Here is a 20388-nt window from a genome sequence, read left to right as displayed (position 1 = left end):
TCCTGATTGTCGTCTGTGTGTCGCGGTTGATCGCAGCCTCAGCGCTGCGCGCGCGTCCGTGTTTTCGCACTGTCGCTCCGCCGCACGGCCTCCGGCGCGCTCGCGACTTCGTAGGCGACAGTGCCTTGCGGAAACTGATAAGGGCCGGGATCGCGATAGTCGTCGCGCGCCAGCCCCTCGCGCACCTTCACCGTGGTGAACATGCCGCCCATCTCGATCGGGCCGAACTGGCCGTTGCCGGTCATCATCGGCAAGGTGTTGTCGGGCGCCGGCATCTCCATGGTGCCCATCGCCATGCCGGTGTGGCCCATCACCATGCCCTCAGGTGCGAGCTTGCCGACGGCGGCGGCCAGCTCCTTGCGCGACACGCCGATCAGGTTGCGCATGTCGTGGCCCATCGCATTCATCGTGTGGTGCGACTTGTGGCAGTGAAACGCCCAGTCGCCGGGGTTGTCGGCGACGAAGTCGAGCACGCGCACCGCGCCGACCGGCACGTCGGTGGTGGTCTCCGGAAATTGCGCCGCTTCCGGAAGCCAGCCGCCATCGGTGCCGGTCACCTTGAACTTGTGGCCGTGCAGATGGATCGGATGGTTGGTCATGGTGAGGTTGCCGATGCGGATGCGCACCTTGTCGCCGAGCCGCACCGGCAGCGGGTCGATGCCGGGAAACACCCGCGCGTTCCAGGTCCACATGTTGAAGTCGGTCATCTCGTTGACCTTCGGCATGTAGCTGCCGGGCTCGATGCGATAGGTCGACATCACGAACACGAAGTCCCGGTCGACGGGCGGCGGCTGGGCTCCGCGCGGATGCACGACGATCATGCCCATCATGCCCATCGCCATCTGCACCATCTCGTCGGCATGCGGGTGATACATGAAGGTGCCGGCATGCTTCATCTCGAACTCGTAGACGAAGGTCTTGCCGGGCTTGATGTGCGGCTGGGTCAGGCCGCCGACGCCGTCCATGCCGCAGGGCAGGATCACGCCATGCCAATGCACGGTGGTGTATTCCGGCAGCTTGTTGGTGACGAAGATCCGGAGCTTGTCGCCCTCGACGGCCTCGATGGTGGGGCCTGGCGACTGGCCGTTATAGCCCCAGAGATGCGTCGTCATGCCGGGCGCGAACTCGCGCGTGACCGGTTCGGCAACGAGATGGAATTCCTTCCAATCGCCGTTCATGCGGAACGGCAGCGACCAGCCATTGAGCGTGACCACGGGCTGATAGTCCGGTCCCGCCGTGGGACGCAGCGGCGGCTGCATCACGGCCTTCTCCATGGTCGGCGCTTCGGGGATCGCGGCGGCCTGGACGCGGCCTGACACGGCGGAGGCGCCGGCCAGCGCCGCGGAGCCGAGCAGGGTTCGGCGTGACAACATGTGGGCTCTCCTGTCAGTCGTTGCTCGGCGCGAGCGAACTCGCGGTCTGTTGCGTGCCATCCTCGGCCGCCGCCACGCCGCCGTTGACGGCTGACAGTTCGGCCTCGGCGAGGAAGAAGTCCCTGACCGCGTCGATCGCGGCGCGGCGTGAGGCCAGGCGCTGCCGCGCCTCGAGCAGCAGCGCGAAGATGTCGACCTGCATGCTCGAATAGCGCAGCTGCATCTCTTCACTGATGATGTTCCGCAGCGGCAGCACTTCGCGGGCGTAGTGGCCGGCGATGTCGAATGCGGCGCGATAGCTGCGATAGGCGTCGCGTGCTTCCGAGCGGACCGTGACGGCGCGCTCGGTCAGGCGGTTGAAGGCGATGTTGTAGGTCTCCATCGCCTGCCGCACGCGCACCTCGCCGCCGTCGAAGATCGGGATCTGGAATTGCACATCGTAGCCACGCTCGCGAATGACGCGGCCGTCAGGCTCTCCCGTCTTGCGCTCGAGGCCGGCGAGGTCGAGCAAGGTCACGAACCGCGTGGCGTCGCTGAGCCGCAGCGAGATCGCGAGCGCCGTGAGCTCGAGCCGCGCGATCTGCAGGTCGATGCGATGCGCCACCGCGTCGCGCTCGACGAACGGCTCGGTCAGCGGCTTGCGCGGCAGCGCGGGCAGCTTGTTGGGCAGGCGGAAGTCGAGATCGTCGCCCCACAATCCCATCAGCCGGATCAGCCGCTCGCGCGCGCTGCCCGCGGCACGGCGGGCGGTCGCGAGCTCGGCCGTGGTCTCGGCGTAGAACACCTGCTCGCGCGCCTGGTCGAGCCGGTTCAGCGCGCCGGTCTCGCCGAGCTTGGCGGCCAATTTTGCGGTGGCTTCCGCGGCGGATTGCGCTTCCACGAGGAGCGCCACCAGCTCGTTGGTGGCGACGACGCGCACGTAGGCGCGGCGGACCTCGGCGGCGAGCCGCAGCGTCGCCAGCGCCGCCCTGAGCTGCGCCTGATGGAAGCGCTCGCGCGCGATCTCCGAGCGCAGCGGCAGGGTGGCAAGCGCCAGGATATCGCCGGCGACCTGGCGCTCGGCCTCGAACGCACCGTCGCCGCTGATGCGCATCAGCGAGAACGTCGGGTTGGGCGGCAGGCTGGCCTCGACCGCATCGGCCTCGCTCAGCGCGAGTTGATGGAAGGCGGCCTGCAGGCCCTTGTTGTTGAACAGCGCGACCTGCACCGCGGCATCGGCCGACAGCGGCCGCGCCAGCAGTTTCCGCGTGGCATCGCGGACGCGCGCGGCGTCGTCCTCGGTTCGCACCGAGGTGACCTCCTTGGCTGTCGTGCGCCCGGTGATGTCGGCGACGACGCCCATGCCGCCGTCGGGCGAGAACGAGGCGCAGCCGGCGAGTGCCGTCGCGGCCAGGCCCAGGGCCATGAGCCGTTTGATCCACTGCATCGGGCGCTCCTAACGGCTCGGCTCGGAGCGCGGGTCGCGCTGGCCCCAACGTGTCGGTGCAGCAGGCCGCAGCGGCGTGTAGGGCGCGACCACGGCCGAGGTCCGCACCGGCGCCACGCGCGCTGAGGGATCGGCGGGGTCTGCCCCCGACAGCGCAACTGTGCGCGGCTGGCAGGCGGCGAGTGCCGTCGCGGCGACCAGTGTCACAGCGATCGGGAGACATGGGAACGGCAGGCTGCGCCGCGCCGGACGTGCGGCTGCGGGCGTCGCCTTGGGATGCGACAACATGATGTGTCCTTCAGTCTGTCGATGACAAGCAAACGGCCGCGCGCGCGAGGCGCGACGAGCCGGCGTCGTTCGCTCAGGCCAGGACGATAGGGGGGCGGTACAGTAGCGGCGGCGCGCGCCCGGGCAGGCCGGCTTCGCCGATGGCTTCGCTGGCGGTGGCGACCGGCGCGGGCAGGGTGACCGCCGGCAAGGCGGCGGTGAGGCCGACCGCGCACATCATGGCGCAGCAGGGGCCGGGCAGCTTGTCGTGGTCGTGATGGGCCGGGAACGGGGCGGGGTCAGGCTGCGTCTGCAGGCTGGCCTCCGCGACCCCGTCATCCTGGTGATGATGCGCATGCGCCGCATGTCGCGGCATGATCGTGCCGTCGTGGCTCTCATGCGGGGCGGCGTGATGGTGCGCGGCGGCGACGGCAACGAACGCTTCGTCGAGGCAGGGCGCCGCGCCATGGGCGAAGGCCAGCGTGACGCCGGGGCTGAGCACGCAGACGAGGTAGGCGAGCACGAGCAACCGCCCCGCCACCATCAGCATGTTCCGAGTGAGCCCCAACGACATCCGCGCGCAAATCGCTCCGTGAGGTGTGCATTGTAGCGCAGGAGGTGCCGGGGGGCAAAGAGGGGAGGACACCCGGTCCACTCTTCACGCTATTGCGCGCCGTGGTTCCGCAACAAATCTCGCCGGGAGCTTGTTCTGCGGCGGTCGTACCGCGCGCTCGCTGTTCACCTCGCCCCGCCAGGGCGAAGCGAAGCTTCGCTAAGGCGGGGAGAGGTCGGATTGCATCGCCAGATGCAATCCGGGTGAGGGGGCTCTCCGCACGGTCGGTGGGTGTGGCTGCCCCTCACCCCAACCCTCTCCCCGTGAAGAACGGGGAGAGGGAGCGCCCCGTGCACTGCGCGAAAGCTTGCCCCACATACACGACGGTCGCTCTCGCGTTGCCCAACACGTCGGGCGGCAACGCAGTTCGCGCAAATACGTGCGCTCGATTGGCCGAAGCGCCTTTGTTGCACTGCTTCTGCATGGGCTGGCCCGCAGCAATGCGGCTTGACCCCGTGGCATGCGGCGACGAAGTTGCGGCCATCGTGCACGGACCCCAGACAAGATTCGAGGAAGCGCCTCACTTCACACCGGACTCGCGCGAGGCCTGGGCGCGGCTGGCGCTTGCGCTTGTCATTGGTTCCATCGGCGGCGCCGGCATGTGGACCGTGGTCGTCGTGCTGCCGACGGTGCAGGCCGAATATGCCGCGAGCCGCGGCGCGGTCTCGCTGGCCTATACGCTGACAATGTTCGGCTTCGGTCTCGGCGGCGTCATCGTCGGCCGCATCACCGATCGCTTCGGCATCGTCACCGCGATGGCGCTGTCGATCGCCACGACCGCCGCGGCCTATCTGCTCGCCGGCGCCTCGGTGACGCTGTGGCAGTTCCAGGCGGTGTATTTCCTGATCGGGCTCGGCTCCTCCGTGACCTTCGCGCCGCTGATGGCCGAGGCGTCGCACTGGTTCGAGCGCTATCGCGGGCTGGCCGTCACCATCGTCGCCTCCGGCAATTATGTCGCCGGCACGGTGTGGCCGCCGCTGGTGAACTACGGCGTGCAGCAGATCGGCTGGCGCGCCACCCATGTCGCGCTCGGCATCTTCTGCGCGGTGACGATGTCGGCGCTGCTGCTGGTGCTGCGCGCCCGGATGGGCGGCGCCGGCGCGCATGACCACAGCCAGGCGCCGCCGCCGCAATTGAGCCTGCCGATCTCCACCAACGCGCTGACCGTGCTGCTCAGCGTCGCCGCGATCGCCTGCTGCGTGGCGATGGCGATGCCGCAGGTGCATATCGTCGCCTATTGCGGTGACCTCGGCTATGGCGTCGCCGTCGGCGCGCAGATGCTGTCCCTGATGATGGCGCTCGGCATCGTCAGCCGGATCGGCTCCGGCTTCCTCGCCGACCGCGTCGGCGGCATGCGCACGCTCCTGATCGGCTCGCTGGCGCAGGGCTTTGCGCTGCTGTTCTATCTGTTCTTCGACGGCCTGACCTCGCTCTATCTGATCTCCGGCATGTTCGGCCTGTTCCAGGGCGGCATCGTGCCGAGCTACGCCATCATCGTCCGCGAGGCGATGCCGGCGCGCGAGGCCGCCACCCGGGTCGGCATCGTCATCTTCGCCTCGGTGTTCGGCATGTCGTTCGGCGGCTGGGTGTCGGGCGTGATCTTCGACGCCACCGGTTCCTACGCCGCGGCCTTCGCCAACGGCATCGCCTGGAATGCGCTGAACCTCGCGATCGTGGTGACGCTGCTGATCCTGGCACGGCGGCAACACCGGCTGGCGGCCTGACGTCAAGGCGTTGCGTTGAAGCCACAGCCGGACTGCGAGGTCCCGCTTATATGCACGTCGTCATACAAAATCCCGTTCGCCGCCGCAAATCCATCGAATCCGATTCGACAACTAGGGAACTCGATCGGAGCCGATCGTGGCAATTTGGCCCGGCGCGCTCCGCATCGCGAAGTTGGTTGTCGCGAGGTCTCAGCCGAGGCCGCGGTCGCCCGTCGCATGCCCAGGGCCGGGCAAGCCGCGCGGTGAAAGCTCCGGACCGGTCGAGAACGCTGCGGCGCATCGCGATGGTGCAGGAGGCCGTTGCGCTATGTCCATCGTCTCGAAGGCAGCTTCGCTCATCGCGCTCGCCGGGCTGGCATCCGGACTCTTGATGAGCCAGGCGCCCGCGCAGGTGTGGCCGCAGTTTCAACAGCAGCCGCCGCCCGCCCAGGCGCAGCCGCAGCGCCCGGCCGCAACCCGATCGGTCATCGTGCCGGTATCGCCGGCGCCGGCCAAGCCCAATGCGGCCAACGCTCCGGCGCCGCCGCGTCCCGCCGGCCTGCCGGCGTCGCTGTCGCCCGCGCCCGGCAGCGGGCCGGACGTCTGGCGGCTGCCGAACCCGAACGACGTCAACGACGGCACCGTCACTATCATCACCGCGCCGGCCGGCGGCGCGACCTCGGTGTTCGGGTCGGACATGGCGCGCGTGCTCGACGACCAGAGCAATGTCCGTGTGCTGCCGGTGCTCGGCAAGGGACCGGTGCGCAACGTCTCCGACATCCTCTTCCTGAAGAGCATCGACATGGGCGCGGTCGCCGCCGATGTGCCCGAGTTCTATCGCCTGCAATACGGCATCCCCGACATCACCTCGCAATTCCGCTACATCGCGCGGCTCTATCACAACGAGATCCACGTCATCGCGCGCTCCTCGATCCGCTCGATCGCCGACCTCAACGGCAAGCGCGTGATCGCGCCGACCGATGTTGGCTTCTATTCCGCGCGCGTGATCTTCAACCGGCTCGGCCTCACCGCATCGTTCGACTACGCGACCGACGACGCCAAATCGATTCAGAAGCTGATCGACGGCGAGGCCGACGCCTACATCGTCTCGACCGGCAAGGTGTTCCAGCTCGCCCGCAACATCAGGAACGACAATCGCGCGCTGCACCTGGTGACGATCCCCTATGACCGCCGATTGCAGGATCTCTATCTGCCGACCACGCTGTCATCCGAGGAGTATCCGAACCTGCTCAATCCCGGCGAGACCATCGAGACGGTGGCGATCGGCATGCTGCTGGTCAGCTACAACTGGCCTGAAAATACCGAGCGCTATCGCAAGGTCGCCCGCTTCGTCGAGGCGTTCTTCGCCAACTACGATGAGTTCATGAAGCCGCCGCGGCATCCGAAATGGCGGGAGTCGAGCATCGTCGCGACCATCCCCGGGTGGAAGCGCTTCAAGGCGGCGGACGATTGGCTGGTGGCGCGCAACATGGTGCCGCGGCCGCAGGTGGCCGATGTCCAGCAGCAGCAGTTCGAGACCTTCGTGCGCCAGAGCGGCGGACAGGTGTCGAACGATCCGGCCGAGCGCAGCGCGCTGTTCAAGCAGTTCCTGCAGTGGCGGCAGCAGCACGGCGGTCCGCCGACGCCGTCGCGCTGAGCTTGTCAGTTATCGTCAAAGTTACTTGGCGAGCTCCTTGGAGCGCGCGGTCGCGGCGGCCACCGCCTTGGTCAGCAGCGGCTGAAAGCCGTCCGCAGCCATTAGCACTGACAAGGCCGCTGCCGTGGTGCCGCCGGGCGAGGTGACGTTCTGGCGCAAGGTGGCGGACGGCAGCTCCGACTGGCGCAGCAGCTCGCCGGCGCCCGACACGGTGGCGCGCGCCAAGGTCGTGGCGAGCGCCTCGGGCAGGCCGGCGGCGACGCCGGCGCGGGCGAGTTCCTCGGCCAGCAGGAAGACATAAGCGGGGCCCGAGCCGGACACCGCGGTCACCGCATCCATCAGCGCCTCGTCGTCGACCCATTCCACCGCGCCGGTGGCGCGCAGCAGCGCATCGGTGAGCGCGCGCTGCGCGGCGCTGACATTGGCGGCGGGCACGGCCACGGTGATGCCGCGGCCGATCGCGGCCGGCGTGTTCGGCATCGCGCGCACCACGGCGCCGCCGAGCGTGTTCTGAAGGCTCGCGATGGTGGTGCCGGCCATGATCGACAGCACCAGCGTGGCATCGCCGACCCACGGCTTCAGCGCCGGTCCGGCCTCGGCGAACATCTGCGGCTTGACGGCTGTGATGACCACCTCGGCCGGCGCGCTGGTCGTTGGATTCAGCCGCACGCCTTTGGCCACGACCGCGGTGATCTCCGCCGACGGCATCGGCTCGATGACGACCACGCGCTCAGGCGCGAGCCCGCCGGCCAGCCAGCCGGTCAGCATCGCCCCGCCCATCTTGCCGGCGCCGGCCAGCACGATTGTGCCGGTGGTGTGTTGGAGTTCGGAGATGGTCGTCATCAAGCCACCATTCGTCATGGCCGGGCTTGACCCGGCCATCCATCGACTGAAAGGAGCGGCTTTTTGATGCGAGATGGATGCGCGGGTCAAGCCCGCGCATGACGAGAGGGGGGGCTTTACGCCTCGCCTTCCGTATCGAACAGCGCGGCCGCCATGGCGTCCTGGGTCGACTTGCCGGCCCAGACGACGAACTGGAACGCCGGGAAATAGCGCTCGCAGGCGTGGATGGCGCCGGCGAGCATGCTCTCGCATTGCGGACCCGAGGCGGTGATGCCGCCGGGCAGCACCAGCGCCTGGCGATGCATCACCATGCCGGTGTGGGTCCAGATGTCGAAATGGCCGAGCCAGAGCTGCTCGTTGATGGCGGCGATCAGCCGCTGCACCTCGGCGCGGCGCGCTTCCGGAATCTTCATGTCGAAGGCGCAGGCCAGATGCAGCGCCTCGATCTCGGCCATCCAGGTGAAGGAGATCTGGTAGTCGGTCCACTGCCCCTTGGAGGCGATCGTGATCTCGTCCTCGCCGGAACGCTCGAACATCCAGTTGTTGTCGGCGGCGATGTTCTCGACGACGCTCAACGGATGATTTCCGGAATCGATAGTGCTTTCGAGCAGGGACATGCCGTCTCGACCTCGTCTTCTTGATCTCGTTGGTACTTACGCGGCGACCCGGCCCACGCCCTCACGGCGCATCGCGACCCGGCTTGCAGCCCCGGAGGTACCCCGGGCGTGCGAGGACAAACTGATGTGATTTGCGGAATCTGCGCAACGGGGGGGCGAGTCCGTCCACAGCGAAACACCGCTTCGTCCACAACTCCTGTCCAGCCTGTGGAATCATGCCGTTTTGAGAACAAAACGGAATCGGATTCGCCGCAAACCGCCCGTTCGGGCCAATTTGGCCGCGGAAAAGGCCGCAGGACGCTGCATGGCGGGGCTTCGCCGGCCGCGGGCGTGAGGCCTTGCCGCCGCTGCCGGGGGCCTGCATAGTTCCTCCGGGCCGTCCATCCGGGCGGCTCATGTTCTCAGGGCGGGGTGAAATTCCCCACCGGCGGTAAGCGGTCTCGGTCGAGAGCGCGAGCCCGCGAGCGCCTTGTCGGCAAGGTCAGGTTTGGAGAATCCCGTTCTCCGGATCGCGCCGAACGGAGAAGGGTCAGCAGATTCGGTGCGACTCCGAAGCCGACGGTCACAGTCCGGATGAAAGAGAACGGGTCCCGGCACCCCGCGCACTCCGCGTGGGGGCGTCGTCGTTCCGTGTGCCCTGATTCTGGTCTCTCAACGAGGACAACCATGAATCAGATGTTGCAAGACTCCATCGACACCACCGCCACCGACACTCCCACCGATATCGCGACCGAAGCCGCTTCGCCGGCGGACACGCCGGTGGCATCTCCGCCTGAGGACCAGCCTCCGGCACCCTCGCATCCCCGCTTCACCAAGCCGCAGCGCGTCGCCTTCGTGCAATCGGCCTGGCACCGTGATGTCGTCGCCGAGTGCCGCACGGCGTTCCTCGACGAGATCGAGGCACGCCACATCGCCCGCGACCGCGTCGACATCTTCGAGGTGCCGGGCTCGTTCGAGATCCCGCTGCATGCGCAGCTGCTCGCTAAGACGCGGCGCTACACCGCGATCGTCGCGGCCGGCCTCGTCGTCGACGGCGGCATCTATCGGCACGAGTTCGTCGCCGACACCGTCATCAAGGCGCTGATGGACGTGCAACTGCGCACCGAGGTGCCGGTGTTCTCCGCGGTGCTGACGCCGCAGCAATTCCACGAGACGCAGGCGCATTTCGATTTCTTCCGGAAGCACTTCGCGACCAAGGGCGTCGAGGTGGCCACGGCCTGCGCGGAGACCCTGCTCAGCCTGGAGCGCCTGCGCAGCCAGGTGGCGGCGGGGATCATCTGAGTAGGTGAGGGCGTGTGGCTGGCGAGGCCAGCCACACGCCCTTCTCACGGTAAGAGCTGTAATTCTCGCTCTTTGCGGCACGGGCAGTGCGCTCCCCTCCCCCTTGCGGGGAGGGGTTGGGGGTGGGGGTCTCCGGGCGCCGAAGCCCATGGGACTCACATCCGCCAAGATGCTTTCTCGGAGTCGAAGCTCATCATTTTGAGCGGAATGCGTGGACCCCCACCCCCAACCCCTCCCCGCAAGGGGGAGGGGAGCGCACCACCTCCGCGGTGAAAGTCCGGATCTCACTCGCGCCCGATAGCCACGGTTCAACGCTCCCCGCCCAGCGACATCACGCCCCCTCGTACTCCCCGCCTTGTGTTGTCATCCCCCGCTCGCCCCCTGTAAAACCTCCTCCGGGAGGAGGCTGGCCCGTGGCGACGGGCGGCCGGCAAGGATGATCGAAGGATACGATCCTTATCTCGTCGCGCTCTCGGTCGTGATCGCGAGCCTGGGTGGCTATACCGGATTCAGTCTCACTGCCCGCATCCGCAGCGGGCCGGGGGCGAGTCCGCGCGTGCTGCTGTCCGGGGCCGCGGGCATTCTCGCGGTCGGCATCTGGACCATGCATTTCGTGGGCATGATGGCCGCGCCGCTGCCGGCGGATGCGGTCTATCTGGTGCTGCCGACCATCATCTCCTTCCTGATCTGCGCGCTGGTCGTCGGCGTCTCCCTGTTCTTCGTCAGCATCGGCGATGCTTCGCCGCAGCGCGTCGTGCCCTCGGCGCTGCTGCTCGGCGCCGGCATCGCCAGCATGCACTATGTCGGCATGCACGGCCTCGCCGGCCGCTTCGGGCTGACGCATGATCCGCTGCTTGTGGCGCTGTCGGTCGCCATCGCGATCGTCGCCGCTTACGGCGGCCTGCGCATCTTTCTCGCTCGGCAGGATGGCCTGCGGCTGGCCATCAGCGCGCTCGCGTTCGGCATCGCCGTCTCCGGCATGCACTACACGGCGATGCTGGGCATGCATGTCGTGCCGGCCGGAGAGGGACATCAGCATGCCCCGGCGGGATTGGCCGCATCGCCGCAGGTGCTGGCGATCGTCGTGGCCGTGCTGTGCTTCGTGGTCGCCGCCGGCTTCCTGCTGTCGCTGGTGCCGGACCCGCGCCGTACAGCGGAGCCGGCCACGGCTCCCCCCATCACTGCCCCTGACCTTGCGCCGGAGCCGGTCACTCCTGTGGCGCAACCCGTTGCGGTGGCTCCTCCCGACGCGCTCGAAAGCGCTCCACCCGCACGCATCAAGGCCGCGCCGCTCGGGGGCATCGGCCAGCCGCCGCGCATCGCGGCAGCGCGGCTGCCGCTCGAAGGCGCAAACGGCACCCATTTCATCGATGCCGGCGACGTCCGCAGCGTACGCGCCGATGCGCACTACACCAGGGTGCATGACGGCACCCGCGAGCGGATGTGCCCGTGGTCGATCTCCGAGGCCGAGGCGCAGCTCGATCCCGGCCGCTTCATCCGCGTCCACCGCAGTCACATCGTCGCGATCGAGCATGTGACATTCGTCGGCAAGGAAGGCGAGGGCGCGATCATCGAGCTCGACGGCCCGTCCAAGCCGCGCGTGCCGGTGAGCCGCGCCAAAGTCGCCGAGGTCAAGGCGCGGCTCGGGTTGCGGCGGCCGGCGTGATCTCACACTGTCATTTCGCGATCGCAGCATCAGGCGCGCGCTTCGTCGCAACGCACATCGGCTGACACCGAGCGTCTTACGCCGATGCGGCGTCGCGCAACCAACTGCGTTCGTCATTCGCATCATTAGGTCGTGTCGACTGACGCAATTCGTGCGCGATCATCCGCCGTTCGTGCGAATTCATCGCTCTCCGTGCCCGCTTCGTTGCGCGGCCGGCAATCCCGATCGACTCTCCCGCCCAATCCGCGATCCGCTGGCGTTCACACTTCGCTCCTGCAGCACGAACGTTCGCCGCATCGACGCAAACGGCCAAGCCGGCAAGGCAGGCCAGAATGAGGGAAGGGAAACGAGATGATTCCTGGTCCGTTCGACTATCACCGGCCCGCGAGCGTCGGCGATGCGATCAAGCTGCTCGCCGATCTCGGAGACGAGGCGCGTCCGCTCGCCGGCGGCCACAGCCTGCTGCCGATGATGAAGCTGCGGCTGGCCACGCCGGCGCATCTCATCGACCTGCACGGAATCGCCGGCCTCAAGGGCATCTGCCGCGACGGCGACCGTATCGCGATCGGCGCGATGACCACACAAGCCGAGCTGTTGGCCTCTGCCGAGATCGGCGAGGCATTGCCGATCCTGCACGAGACCGCGCTGCTGATCGCCGATCCGCAGGTGCGCTATCGCGGCACGCTCGGCGGTAACGTCGCCAATGGCGATCCCGGCAACGACATGCCGGCGCTGATGCTGGCGCTGGATGCGAGCTATCGCCTGGAGGGGCCGAACGGCGCCCGCGAGGTGGCGGCGCGAGAGTTTTACCAGGGGGCGTATTTCACCGCGCTGGAGCCCGGCGAGATCCTGACCGGTGTGAGCATTCCCGTGCCGCCCGCGGGACATGGCTACGCGTATGAGAAGTTGAAGCGCAAGGTCGGCGATTATGCGACCGCGGCGGCAGGTGTCGTGCTGACGATGGCGGGTGGCAAGGTGGCGAGCTGCGTCATTTCGCTGACCAATTTGCACGAGACGCCGCTGCTGGCGACCGATGCGGCGAATGCCGTGATCGGCACCACGCTGGATGAGGCGGCGCTGAAAGCCGCCGCGACGGCGGCGCGCACGATCATGCAGCCGGCGTCCGATGCGCGCGGCCCGGCCGAGTATCGCGTGCATGTCGGCGGCATCATGGTGATGCGCGCGCTGCAACGCGCGGCGAGCAGGGCGAAGTAGCAGCTTTTGCCAGAACCGTGGCCGCGCAGGCGGTTCCTTCTCGCCTCACGGCACGCTTTCTCCTCTCCCTCCCCCCTTGTGGGGGAGGGGCGGGGAGGGGGGTAGCCCCAAGCGAGACCGCCGCCGTGGACCCCCACCCCCGACCCCTCCCCGCAAGGGGGAGGGGAGCGCACCGAGATCGCGGCTGATAGCTCGGCCCAAAGTTCAAAGACGTCTTCAGGGAGCACCGAATGCCCAAAACCCACGTCACGATGAAGGTGAACGGCAGCGAGGTCGAGGGCCTCGCGGAGCCGCGCACGCTTCTGGTCCACTTCCTGCGCGAGCAGGCGCAGCTCACCGGCACGCATATCGGCTGCGAGACCAGCCATTGCGGCGCCTGCACGGTCGATATCGACGGCATGAGCGTGAAGAGCTGCACCATGCTGGCGGTGCAGGCCAATGGCTGTGAGATCACCACCATCGAAGGCATGGCCAATGCCGATGGCACGCTGTCGCCGCTGCAGGAAGGCTTTCGCATGATGCACGGCCTGCAATGCGGCTTCTGCACGCCCGGCATGATCCTGCGCGCGCACCGGCTGCTGAAGGAAAATCCGTCCCCGACCGAGGCCGAGATCCGCGCCGGCATTTCCGGCAACATCTGCCGCTGCACCGGCTATCAGAACATCGTCAAGGCGATCCAATACGCCGCCGCCAAGATCAACGGCGTGGAATTCCAGGAGGCCGCGGAATGAACGACATGACTCCCACGCGGGAACAACGCGAAGCCGCCCTCGAAGGCATGGGCTGTCGGCGCAAGCGCGTCGAGGACATCCGCTTCACCCAAGGCAAGGGCAACTATGTCGACGACGTCAAGCTGCCCGGCATGCTGCATGGCGACTTCGTGCGCTCGCCGCATGCCCATGCGCGCGTCAAGGCGATCCACACCGAGGAGGCGCTGAAGGTGCCGGGCGTGCTCGCGGTCATCACCGCCGAGACCTTGAAGACCGTCAACCTCGCCTGGATGCCGACCCTGGCCGGCGACGTGCAGATGGTGCTCGCCGACGGCAAGGTGCTGTTCCAGAACCAGGAGGTTGCCTTCGTCGTCGCCACCGACCGCTACGCCGCCGATGACGGCGTCTCCAAGGTGGTCGTCGACTACGAGCCGCTGCCGGTGCTGGTCGATCCGTTCAAGGCGATGGACCCGGATGCGCCGGTGCTGCGCGAGGACCTCGCCGGCAAGACATCAGGCGCGCACGGCCCGCGCAAGCACCACAACCACATCTTCGAATGGACCGTCGGCGACAAGGAGCTGACCGACGCAGCGTTCAAGAAAGCGGATGTGACGATCAAGGAGATGATCTCCTATCACCGCACCCATCCGTCGCCGCTGGAAACCTGCCAGTGCGTGTGCTCGTTCGACAAGATCAAGGGCGAGCTGACGATCTGGGGCACGTTCCAGGCGCCGCACGTGATCCGCACCGTGGTGTCGCTGATCGCGAAAATCCCGGAGCAGAAGATTCACGTCATCGCGCCGGACATCGGCGGCGGCTTCGGCAACAAGGTCGGCGCCTATCCGGGTTACATCTGCGCGGCGGTCGCCTCGATCGTCACCGGCAAGCCGGTGAAGTGGGTCGAGGACCGCATCGAGAATCTCACCGCGACGGCCTTCGCGCGCGACTATCACATGACGACCGAGATTGCCGCGACCAAGGACGGCAAGGTCACAGGCCTGCGCGTCCACGTGCTGGCCGATCACGGCGGCTTCGATGCCTGCGCCGATCCGTCGAAATGGCCGGCCGGCTTCTTTAACATCGTCACCGGCTCCTATGATTTCCCGGTCGCGCATCTCGCGGTCGACGGCGTCTACACCAACAAGGCGCCGGGCGGCGTCGCCTATCGCTGCTCGTTCCGCGTCACCGAGGCGGCCTATTGCATCGAGCGCGCGATGGACATTCTGGCGCAGAAGCTCGGCATGGATCCGGCGGAGCTCCGCTTGAAGAACTTCGTCAAGCCGGAGCAGTTTCCCTATCACTCCGCGCTGGGCTGGGAATATGATTCCGGCGACTATCACACCGCCATGCGCAAGATGATGGAGACCGTCGACTACGCAGGCCTGCGCAAGGAGCAGGCTGAGAAGCGCGCGGCGTTTAAGCGCGGCGAGACCCGCGAGATCATGGGCATCGGCATCGGCTTCTTCACCGAGATCGTCGGCGCCGGCCCGTCGAAGAACTGCGATATTCTCGGCATCGCCATGTTCGATTCCTGCGAGATCCGCCTGCACCCCACGGGCGCCGGCATCGCGCGGATGGGCACCAAGAGCCAGGGCCAGGGCCACGAGACCACCTGGGCGCAGATCATCGCCAGCGAAATCGGCATTCCCGCCGACAACATCATGGTCGAGGAGGGCAACACCGACACCGCGCCTTATGGCTTGGGCACCTACGGCTCGCGCTCGACGCCGGTCGCCGGCGCGGCGATCGCGATGGCGGCGCGCAAGATCAAGGCCAAGGCCCAGATGATCGCGGCCTACAAGCTCGAGGTCCACGAGGACGATCTCGAATGGGACATCGACGGCTTCCGCGTCAAGGGCCTGCCGGAGAAGGCGATGTCGATGAAGGACATCTGCTGGGCGGCGTACAATTCGGTGCCGCCGGGCATGGAGCCGGGGCTGGAGGCTGTCAGCTACTACGATCCGCCGAACATGACCTATCCGTTCGGCGCCTATCTCTGCGTGATGGACATCGATGTCGACACCGGCGTGTACAAGGTCCGGCGCTTCTACGCGCTCGACGATTGCGGCACCCGCATCAACCCGATGATCATCGAGGGCCAGGTCCATGGCGGCCTGACCGAGGCCTTCGCCATCGCGATGGGCCAGGAGATCCGCTACGATTCCGAAGGCAACGTCGTGACCGGCTCGTTCATGGACTTCTTCATGCCGACCGCGGTGGAGACGCCGCATTGGGAGACGGACTACACCGTGACCCCGTCGCCGCACCACCCGATCGGCGCCAAGGGCGTCGGCGAAAGCCCCAATGTCGGCGGCGTGCCGGCGTTCTCCAACGCGGTCAACGACGCGTTCGCGTTCCTCGGCGCGACCCACATCCAGATGCCCCACGATTTCTGGCGCAACTGGCAGGCGGCGAAGAACCTGGGGGTGGTGGCGTAGACTGGATCCTTGAGCACTGCCGTCATTGCGAGGAGCGAAGCGACGACGCAATCCAGAGTCCCACCCGAGCCCCTGGATTGCTTCGCTTCGCTCGCAATGACGCAGAGAGAGCGAACGAAATTGCTGGAAAAGACATAGCGGCATCGGCAGTGCGCTCCCCTCCCCCTTGCGGGGAGGGGTCGGGGGTGGGGGTCTCCGGCGGCAGTGTCGCTTCGGGCCAACCCCTCACTAGCCCTCCCCCACAAGGGGGGAGGGAACGCACCGACTTCGAGGCGAGATCGAGAACCCAACCAACATGAAAACCCGCGACGACATCGCGCAATCTCTCGCCGCCTGCGGCTACATCGCCGATGGCGAGCTGGCGACGGCGATTGCGCTGATGCAGCTGCTGAAGCGGCCGCTGCTGCTGGAGGGCGAGGCGGGCGTCGGCAAGACCGAGGTGGCGAAAGCGCTGGCCGCGGTTGAAGGCACCGAGCTGATCCGTCTGCAATGTTATGAGGGGCTCGACCAGAGCGCCGCGCTCTATGAGTGGAACTATCAGCGCCAGCTGCTGGCGATCGAGGCGCATCGCGGGCATGCCGATGTCATCGAGGACCAAATCTTCTCCGAGAAATATCTGCTCGAGCGTCCCTTGCTCGCCGCGATCCGCCGCGCCACGCCGCCGGTGCTGCTGATCGACGAGATCGATCGCGCCGATGACGAATTCGAGGCGTTCCTGCTGGAGCTGTTGTCCGACTTCCAGGTCTCGATCCCAGAACTCGGCACCATCACGGCGACCAGCATCCCGCATGTGGTGCTGACCTCCAACGGCACCCGCGAGCTGTCCGACGCGCTGCGCCGGCGCTGCCTGTACCACTATGTCGACTATCCCGACGTCGATCGCGAGGCGCGGATCATCCTGGCGCGGATCGACGGCGCCTCCGCGCAGCTCGCGCTGCAGATCGCGCGGATGGTCGAGGGCCTGCGCAAGGAGGAGCTGCGCAAGGTGCCCGGTGTCGCCGAGACGCTGGACTGGGCCGCGGCGCTGGTCGGGCTGGATATCCGCGATCTCAAGGACCAGCCGGAGGTCATCCACGACACGCTGATCTGCCTGCTGAAGACCCATGAGGACCGCGCCCGCATCACCCGCGAGGTCTCGGCGCGCTTGCTGGGGAAGGTCGCATGAGCTGCTGCGGCGCCACGCCCGATCATGAGGACCTGGACGCGGTGGCGCGGCTGGTCGCCGGCCGCCTTGGCGCCTTCCTGCGGACGCTGCGCGACGACGGCTTTGCAGTCGGAATGCCCGAAGGACAGGACGCCGCTGCGGTGATGGCAGCTGGCTATGCCGACAGGCCCGGCCTGCTGCGCTCCGCCTTCAAGCATCTGTTCGCGGCACGCAAGAGCGAATGGGATCGTTTCGACGGTCTGTTCGACGCATTCTGGCTCGGCAAGCGCGCGCGTTCGCGGGTGCTCGCGTCGGGATCACAGCAGGCGGCAAATAGTCCATCGCTGAAGAGCCTGCAGGATGCCGGCGTGGGCGAGCGTGGTCCGCAGGGCGCGACGGACCAGGTGCCCTCCGATGAGACACCGCGTGAGGCGTCCGGTGAGGGCCAGCGCGAAGGTGCCTCGCGCGTGGAGGCGATCAGCGACACGGACTTCCGCAGGCTCGCCGATCCCGACCAAATCGCGCTGGCGCATGAGGCCGCGGCGCGGCTTGCGCAGGCGATGCGCACGCGGCTGACGCGGCGCGATCAATTGCGCCGCAAGGGCGAGCGCTTCGATCTGCGCCGGACCATTCACCGCAACATCAGCCATGGCGGCGTGCCGATCGCGCTGGTGCATCGCCGACGCAAGGTGAAGCCGCTGCGCCTCGTCGTGCTGCTCGACGCGTCCGGATCGATGAGCGCCTACACGGCGGTGTTCCTGCGCTTCATCCACGGCGTGCTCGATACGTTTCGCGAGGCCGAGGCGTTCCTGTTTCACACCCGGCTCGCCCACGTCTCCGACGCGATGAAGGAGCGCGACGCGGCGCGCGCGCTCGACCGTCTCTCGATGATGGCGCAGGGCGCGGGCGGCGGCACCCGCATCGGCGAAAGCCTGCAGACCTTCAACCGCTGGCACGCCGCGCGCGTGATCCATTCGCGCACCTGCGTGATGATCGTCTCCGATGGTTACGACACCGGTGATCCTGATTTGCTTGGTCGCGAGATGGCGCAGCTACGCCGCCGCTGCCGCCGCATCGTCTGGCTCAATCCGATGCTCGGCTGGGACGGCTACGCGCCCGAAGCGCGCGGCATCAAGGCCGCGCTGCCGCATGTCGACCTCTACGCGCCCGCGCACACGCTGAATTCGCTCGCGGCGCTGGAGCCGTATCTGGCGAGGTTGTGAGGCCATGCCGTCAAGAGGAGCTCGTCCATGACGACGTCCACGGAGATGCTCGACCTCGCCGCGCAGCTGAAAGCGAACGAAGAAAGTTTCGTCCTGGCCACCGTCGTGCGCACGGTGTCGGTGACCGCCGCCAAGGCCGGCGCCAAGGCGATCATCCGTCCCGACGGCAGCATCGTCGCAGGGTGGATCGGCGGCGGCTGCGCGCGGGGAGCGGTGCTGAAGGCGGCGCGGGAGGCGCTCGCCGACGGCGTGCCGCGGATGGTGTCGGTGCAGCCGGAGAACCTGCTGGCGGAGCTCGGCGTCAAGGCTGGCGAAACCAAGGAGGGCGTGCGTTTCGCCGCCAACATGTGCCCGAGCAAGGGCACGATGGACATCTTTGTCGAACCGGTGCTGCCGCATCCGTCGCTCGTCATTCTCGGCGCGAGCCCCGTGGCGCTGGCGCTCGCCGCGCAGGCGCGGCCACTGGGCTATCATGTGACGCTCGCCGCGCCTGCCGCCGATCTCACCGAGATGCCGCAAGCTGATGCGCATGTCGACGGCTTCGCGCTGGACGACCTCGCCGGCGGCCGCCGCTTCATCGTCGTGTCGACGCAAGGCAAGGGCGACGAGGCCGCACTGCGGGCGGCGCTGTCCTGCGAGGCGGCGTATCACGCCTTCGTCGGCAGCCGGCGCAAGATGGACAGTTTGCGCGACAAGCTGCTGAAGGACGGCATCGACGCGGCGTTGCTGGACAGAGTGAAGGCGCCGGCCGGGCTCGATCTCGGCGCGATCACGCCGGAGGAGATCGCGATGTCGATCCTCGCCGAGATCACGCTGACGCGCCGGCGCGGCCAGCGCGATTGAGCGTCAGGCCGTCAGCGGCAGATCGAACGTCACCTTGAGACCATCGGCTCCGAAGTCGCGCGTCACCTCGCCCTTCAGCGCGCTGCCGAGGATGCGCTCGAACAGCAGCGAACCGAAGCCGGTGCGCGAAGGCGGCGTGACTACAGGCCCGTCGCTCTCCTGCCATGACAGGGACAGCCGGTCGTCGGCATGGCTCCAGCTCAGCGCCACGCGTCCCGCCTCGTTGGAAAGCGCGCCATATTTCACCGCATTGGTGACGAGCTCGTGCAGGCCCATCGACAGATACAGCGCGATGCCCGGTGATAGCTGCACGTCGGGACCGTCGACGACCACCCGATCGGATTGCAGCGGCGCCAGCTCGGCGCAGACCAGCTCCTTCAGCGCGATCGCCTCGCGGCCGCGGTCGAGCGCCAGCGCGTGGCTGCGGGTCAGCGCGGCGATACGGCCGCGCAGCGTCTCGCCGAACTCGGACAGCGCGGAGTCGTCGCGGATGCTGAGCGCGATCACGCTGTCGACCAGCGCCAGCGTGTTCTTGACGCGATGATTGAGCTCGTGGACCAGCACGCGCTGATGCTGTTCGATCGTCCGTCGCCGCGCATTTTCGGCGCGCAGCGCGATCTCGTCCATGACGATCTCGCCGAGCTCTGTCAGCTGCGCGACGTCGTCGTCGCTCCACTGCCGCGGCTGGTGATCGATGGCGCAGAGCGCGCCGATGACCTCGCCGCTCGGCAGCTTCAGGGGCACGCCGAGATAGGCGATGACGCCGAGGCTTGGGATCGCGAGATTGTCCTTCACCAGGGGATGCTGGGTGGCGTCGTTGACGACCAGCGGTCCGGACGAGGTCACCACATGCTGGCAGAACGAATGGCTGAGCGGCGTCTCGCGCAGCGAGGCCCAGGGCTCGCACAGCCCGACCGAGCTCTTGAAGAACTGCCGGTCGCGGTCGACCAGCGCGATGATCGCCGCCGGCGCCTGCAACAGGCGCGAGGTCAGCCGCGTGACGCGGTCGAAGCCGGGCTCGGGAGGCGAGTCCAAGAGCTCGGTCTGCAACAGGGCAGTCAATCGGTCAGGCGCGGAGGCGTCGCGATCGGACGTCATGCAGCTTTCGTCGGTCGGGCATTCAGCCGGTGAGAGATCTGCACGACAGACCGACGAGAGCGCCAATCCCGGTTCGGTCGATCGCGCGGGCGCAGGGGTATTCGGCTGAAACGAAGCCGGCACGGAAACAGTCAGAGACCTTTGGAGACGAGCGCAGCTCGCGTCAAGCCGTTGGCCGAATCCTGGTTCCATCAAGGTAACCAAGGTGCAGATCATGGCCTGACCAAGGCAGACAGGACATTCTGTCGCGGCTCTCGTCAGGCATATCATA

The 20388-nt window shown here is 67.5% G+C and carries 17 protein-coding genes and 1 riboswitch; of the genes, 10 read left to right on the top strand and 7 right to left on the bottom strand.

The features are described from left to right. Positions 1-38: 38 nt before the first annotated feature. From ACQR0Z_RS34110 to ACQR0Z_RS34095, 4 genes are all read right to left on the bottom strand, one after another. On the bottom strand, positions 39-1373 hold the full coding sequence (locus ACQR0Z_RS34110) for a multicopper oxidase family protein (protein WP_434921556.1): 1335 nt from the start codon (positions 1371-1373) through the stop codon (positions 39-41). Positions 1374-1386: 13 nt separating this feature from the next. Next, the gene (locus ACQR0Z_RS34105; RefSeq protein ID WP_434921555.1) at positions 1387-2799 is read right to left on the bottom strand and encodes a TolC family protein; all 1413 of its coding nucleotides are present in this window, start codon (positions 2797-2799) and stop codon (positions 1387-1389) included. Positions 2800-2808: 9 nt separating this feature from the next. Beyond that, entirely contained in the window at positions 2809-3087 is a 279-nt protein-coding gene (locus ACQR0Z_RS34100) for a hypothetical protein (RefSeq protein WP_434921554.1), read from the bottom strand. A gap of 73 nt (positions 3088-3160) precedes the next feature. Beyond that, positions 3161-3640 carry a hypothetical protein gene (locus tag ACQR0Z_RS34095; protein ID WP_434921553.1) on the bottom strand — a complete coding sequence of 160 codons (480 nt, stop codon included), beginning with the start codon at positions 3638-3640 and terminating at the stop codon, positions 3161-3163. A 524-nt stretch (positions 3641-4164) separates the two neighbouring features. Between ACQR0Z_RS34095 and ACQR0Z_RS34090 the strand changes: the two genes are divergently transcribed. Beyond that, positions 4165-5403: an MFS transporter gene (locus ACQR0Z_RS34090; protein WP_434921552.1), complete on the top strand. Its 1239-nt coding sequence runs from the start codon at positions 4165-4167 to the stop codon at positions 5401-5403. Between the two features lie 307 nt (positions 5404-5710). After that, the gene (locus ACQR0Z_RS34085; protein WP_434921551.1) at positions 5711-7039 is read left to right on the top strand and encodes a TAXI family TRAP transporter solute-binding subunit; all 1329 of its coding nucleotides are present in this window, start codon (positions 5711-5713) and stop codon (positions 7037-7039) included. Positions 7040-7060: 21 nt separating this feature from the next. Here the strand turns inward: ACQR0Z_RS34085 and proC are convergent, their stop codons facing one another. Both proC and ACQR0Z_RS34075 read right to left on the bottom strand, forming a co-directional pair. Continuing rightward, a complete protein-coding gene (gene proC / locus ACQR0Z_RS34080; RefSeq protein WP_434921550.1) occupies positions 7061-7882 on the bottom strand; it encodes a pyrroline-5-carboxylate reductase in 822 nt (273 codons plus the stop codon). 116 nt (positions 7883-7998) lie between these two features. Then, positions 7999-8499 (bottom strand): YbjN domain-containing protein, encoded by a 501-nt coding sequence (locus ACQR0Z_RS34075; protein WP_434860540.1) that lies wholly within the window; start codon positions 8497-8499, stop codon positions 7999-8001. Between the two features lie 393 nt (positions 8500-8892). Then, positions 8893-9088, top strand: a riboswitch (FMN riboswitch). Positions 9089-9165: 77 nt separating this feature from the next. On the opposite strand from ACQR0Z_RS34075, the gene ACQR0Z_RS34070 reads away from it, so the two are divergent. The 8 genes from ACQR0Z_RS34070 (at position 9166) to ACQR0Z_RS34035 (ending at position 19019) form a co-directional block, all read left to right on the top strand. Beyond that, positions 9166-9780: a 6,7-dimethyl-8-ribityllumazine synthase gene (locus ACQR0Z_RS34070; protein WP_434860539.1), complete on the top strand. Its 615-nt coding sequence runs from the start codon at positions 9166-9168 to the stop codon at positions 9778-9780. Positions 9781-10216: 436 nt separating this feature from the next. Beyond that, on the top strand, positions 10217-11446 hold the full coding sequence (locus ACQR0Z_RS34065; protein ID WP_434921549.1) for an MHYT domain-containing protein: 1230 nt from the start codon (positions 10217-10219) through the stop codon (positions 11444-11446). A 351-nt stretch (positions 11447-11797) separates the two neighbouring features. Beyond that, a complete protein-coding gene (locus tag ACQR0Z_RS34060; protein ID WP_434921548.1) occupies positions 11798-12661 on the top strand; it encodes an FAD binding domain-containing protein in 864 nt (287 codons plus the stop codon). Positions 12662-12891: 230 nt separating this feature from the next. Next, on the top strand, positions 12892-13392 hold the full coding sequence (locus ACQR0Z_RS34055) for a (2Fe-2S)-binding protein (RefSeq protein WP_434921547.1): 501 nt from the start codon (positions 12892-12894) through the stop codon (positions 13390-13392). Continuing rightward, positions 13389-15809, top strand: coding sequence for an aerobic carbon-monoxide dehydrogenase large subunit (locus ACQR0Z_RS34050; protein ID WP_434921546.1), 2421 nt, complete (start codon positions 13389-13391; stop codon positions 15807-15809). The genes ACQR0Z_RS34055 and ACQR0Z_RS34050 overlap by 4 nt, the downstream gene beginning before the upstream one ends. A gap of 295 nt (positions 15810-16104) precedes the next feature. Continuing rightward, on the top strand, positions 16105-16974 hold the full coding sequence (locus ACQR0Z_RS34045) for an AAA family ATPase (RefSeq protein WP_434921545.1): 870 nt from the start codon (positions 16105-16107) through the stop codon (positions 16972-16974). Then, positions 16971-18176: a vWA domain-containing protein gene (locus ACQR0Z_RS34040; RefSeq protein WP_434921544.1), complete on the top strand. Its 1206-nt coding sequence runs from the start codon at positions 16971-16973 to the stop codon at positions 18174-18176. Before ACQR0Z_RS34045 ends, ACQR0Z_RS34040 begins: the two co-directional genes overlap by 4 nt. A 27-nt stretch (positions 18177-18203) precedes the next feature. Beyond that, on the top strand, positions 18204-19019 hold the full coding sequence (locus ACQR0Z_RS34035) for an XdhC family protein (RefSeq protein WP_434921543.1): 816 nt from the start codon (positions 18204-18206) through the stop codon (positions 19017-19019). Positions 19020-19022: 3 nt separating this feature from the next. Here ACQR0Z_RS34035 and ACQR0Z_RS34030 read toward each other — a convergent pair whose 3' ends face one another. Then, a complete protein-coding gene (locus ACQR0Z_RS34030; protein WP_434921542.1) occupies positions 19023-20117 on the bottom strand; it encodes an HWE histidine kinase domain-containing protein in 1095 nt (364 codons plus the stop codon). Positions 20118-20388 lie beyond the last annotated feature (271 nt).

The sequence above is a fragment of the Bradyrhizobium sp. HKCCYLS3077 genome (assembly GCF_051167555.1).
Lineage (GTDB): Bacteria > Pseudomonadota > Alphaproteobacteria > Rhizobiales > Xanthobacteraceae > Bradyrhizobium.
Note: the sequence above shows the minus strand (reverse complement) of the source record. Positions and strands in the feature narration are given on the sequence as shown.